Source organism: Puniceispirillum sp. (SeqCode), from assembly GCF_965657105.1.
GTDB lineage: Bacteria > Pseudomonadota > Alphaproteobacteria > Puniceispirillales > Puniceispirillaceae > Puniceispirillum.
In genome coordinates this window covers 1-2727 of sequence record NZ_CBFHNB010000108.1, presented here as the reverse complement: position 1 = coordinate 2727, position 2727 = coordinate 1, and the positions used below count along the sequence as shown (strand labels likewise).

The 2727-nt window shown below is 48.0% G+C and carries 3 protein-coding genes and 1 pseudogene; all 4 read right to left on the bottom strand.

Annotated features, from left to right (window positions below):
* On the bottom strand, nucleotides 1-701 hold a 701-nt coding region (locus tag ACTF7Q_RS10480; RefSeq protein ID WP_438997779.1), incomplete at its 3' end, for a branched-chain amino acid ABC transporter permease.
* 2 nt (nucleotides 702-703) lie between these two features.
* Complete coding sequence (locus ACTF7Q_RS10475; RefSeq protein WP_438997778.1) at nucleotides 704-1408, bottom strand: ABC transporter ATP-binding protein; 705 nt, start codon at nucleotides 1406-1408, stop codon at nucleotides 704-706.
* Entirely contained in the window at nucleotides 1405-2187 is a 783-nt protein-coding gene (locus tag ACTF7Q_RS10470) for an ABC transporter ATP-binding protein (protein WP_438997777.1), read from the bottom strand. Before ACTF7Q_RS10470 ends, ACTF7Q_RS10475 begins: the two co-directional genes overlap by 4 nt.
* Nucleotides 2188-2252: 65 nt before the next feature.
* Nucleotides 2253-2727 (bottom strand): annotated as a pseudogene (locus ACTF7Q_RS10465) (ABC transporter substrate-binding protein); the annotation flags it as partial.

The window sequence follows — 2727 nt, the reverse complement described above, 5'->3', positions numbered from 1 at the left end:
AAAGTACCCGCAATTGTTGCCAAAGCCGCTGTTATAATCCATGCGATCATCACAACTCTATCTGGATTAATACCCGATAAAAGCGCTAGATCTTCATTGTCAGAAAAGGCGCGCATCGATTTACCTGTCCGTGTCCGGTTTAAAAACCAGAACACAGCCGCGACAACAATGACTGCCGTGATCACTGTTACGCCTTGCGATGTTTTTATCGCCAGCCCTTCATTCAGACCGGTCATCTGCTTAAAGGCACGCGCTTTCATGATAAAGCGGGCGCCATCGCCAAATATTTGATCATTCGGGCCAATAATGAAACGGATTAGGCCGCCCGTAACGAACATCACGCCAACCGAAACAATAAGATATGTAACGGGTGACGCCTTTTGTTCACGATAATAGCGATAAACCACCCGATCCGTTGTCAGGCACAGGATGATTGTCCCCAAGATACCAACCGGCAAAGCCAATAATGCTGTTGGTAGCGGGGCTATGCTGACGCCCAGTGATTGCAACCACCAGGTCACCATGATCGTAATCATGGCCCCAAAAGCCATCGTTTCACCATGCGCAAAATTCGAAAAGCGCAAAACACTATAGATGAGCGTTACGCCCAGGGCACCAAGTGCCAGCTGGCTGCCATAAGCCAGCCCAGGCACCAGAATGTAATTTGCCAGAATAGCCAGAGGGTTTAGAACATCAGCCATCACTACCCTCCCAGAAATGCTTTGCGCACATTAGGATTAGCCATCAATGCCGACCCCGTGTCGGTATAACGATTTTCACCTTGCACAAGGACAAAGCCTTTATCAGCGATATTCAGCGCCTGTTTGGCATTTTGCTCAACCATCAAAATAGCAATGCCGGTGCGCGCGACTTCAATGATCCGGTCAAACAACTCATCCATGACAATCGGCGATACGCCAGCAGTAGGTTCATCAAGCATGAGCACTTTAGGTTTTGTCATCAAAGCCCGGCCAACAGCCACTTGCTGACGCTGACCGCCAGACAGCTCGCCCGCAGGCTGCAAGCGTTTTTCATGCAAAATGGGAAACAGCCCATAGACCTGATCCATTGTCTCGGCAATATCATCGCGGCGGATAAAGGCGCCCATTTCAAGATTTTCTTCAACCGTCATGCTGGTAAAGACATTGCTGGTTTGCGGCACAAAACCCATACCTTTAAGCACCCGATCCTGTGGCTTCAAATTGGTAATATCCTCACCATCAAATAATACTTTGCCTGCCCGCAAATCAAGCATTCCGAACATGGCCTTCATAGCAGTTGATTTACCGGCACCATTTGGCCCAACAACAACAGCTATCTCGCCGCGTTCAACACTTATTGTGCAGTCATGCAGAATATCGGCACCGCCATATCCACCAGTCATTTTATCACCAATCAGAAAGCTCATTTTTTGGCTCTCTTATTGTTTTTCAATCCGGTGCCAAGATAGGCTTCGATGACGTCTTCATTCGCCTTAATTTCAAGCGCGGTGCCTGTTGCAAGCACACTACCCTCGGCCATGACAATGACGGGGTCGCATAATCTGGAGATAAAATCCATGTCATGCTCAATCATGCAGAACGTATAACCGCGATCCTTGTTCAGGCGGAAAATGGCATCCCCGATGGAATTAAGCAATGTGCGGTTTACACCTGCACCGACTTCATCCAGAAACACGATCTTTGCATCGACCATCATCGTGCGGCCAAGCTCAAGCAGTTTTTTCTGTCCGCCCGACAAATTGCCTGCTAATTCATCAGCCACCTGACTAATTTGCAGGAAATCAATGACGTCACTGGCTTTCGCCCGAATCTCAGCTTCTTCAGAACGGACACGTGCCGGATTGATCCATGTGTCGATCAGGCGCTCGCCAGATTGCATACCTGGCACCATCATCAGGTTTTCGCGCACAGTTAATGTCGAGAATTCATGCGCGATCTGAAACGTTCGCAACATGCCTTTTTCAAACAATTCATGTGGGGCAAAGCCGGTGATATCTTCACCGTCAAGAAACACCTGTCCGGATGTAGGCTTATAGACCCCAGCAATGACGTTGAATAAGGTGGTCTTGCCGGCACCATTAGGACCAATTAACCCGGTAATCGAACCTGTTTCAATCACCATTGATGCATTATTGACAGCTTTAATGCCACCAAAATGCTTACTTATGTTATCAATAACTATCATGAAAATTACAAAATAATAAAGGGATCCAGACACCCAATGATGTCTGGATCATAGATATACAGAATTTAGCGGAAACGTGCTGTTGTGATCTCGCCGCCTTTAACAAGGATTTCCTTGTAGTTACCAGCAGACTCACCAGCATCGATCAGCTCAACCGCAGACGCGCCGACATAATCGATATCACCACCATCAGCAATGATCTTCATCGCTTTGGCTAGCTCACCAGGATAAATCTTTTCGCCTGGCGCATTAGCAACATCCATAACCTTACCTTTGAAATCAGCACTTTCAGCTGAACCAGCAGCCTGCATGGCCAGCATGATCAAAGCCGCACCATCATAAGACTCAGCCGCGAAGGGGCCGTCTTTAAAGCCAGCGGCCATGGCAAGCTCTGCAAACTTTGCAGCACCTGGGCTGTCTGTACCTGGGATAGTTCCAAATGAACCATCAAGATCAGGACCAATAGCCTGTGGAAGTGAGTCACCAATCATACCATCAGGAAGCACAAATGTGTCAAATGAACCTGTGTCCAATGATGCC

Bases quoted from the DNA above. Each gene is read 5' to 3' on its own strand.
- ACTF7Q_RS10470 (WP_438997777.1), bottom strand. From the start codon at position 2,187: ATGATAGTTATTGATAACATAAGTAAGCATTTTGGTGGCATTAAAGCT.
- ACTF7Q_RS10475 (WP_438997778.1), bottom strand. From the start codon at position 1,408: ATGAGCTTTCTGATTGGTGATAAAATGACTGGTGGATATGGCGGTGCC.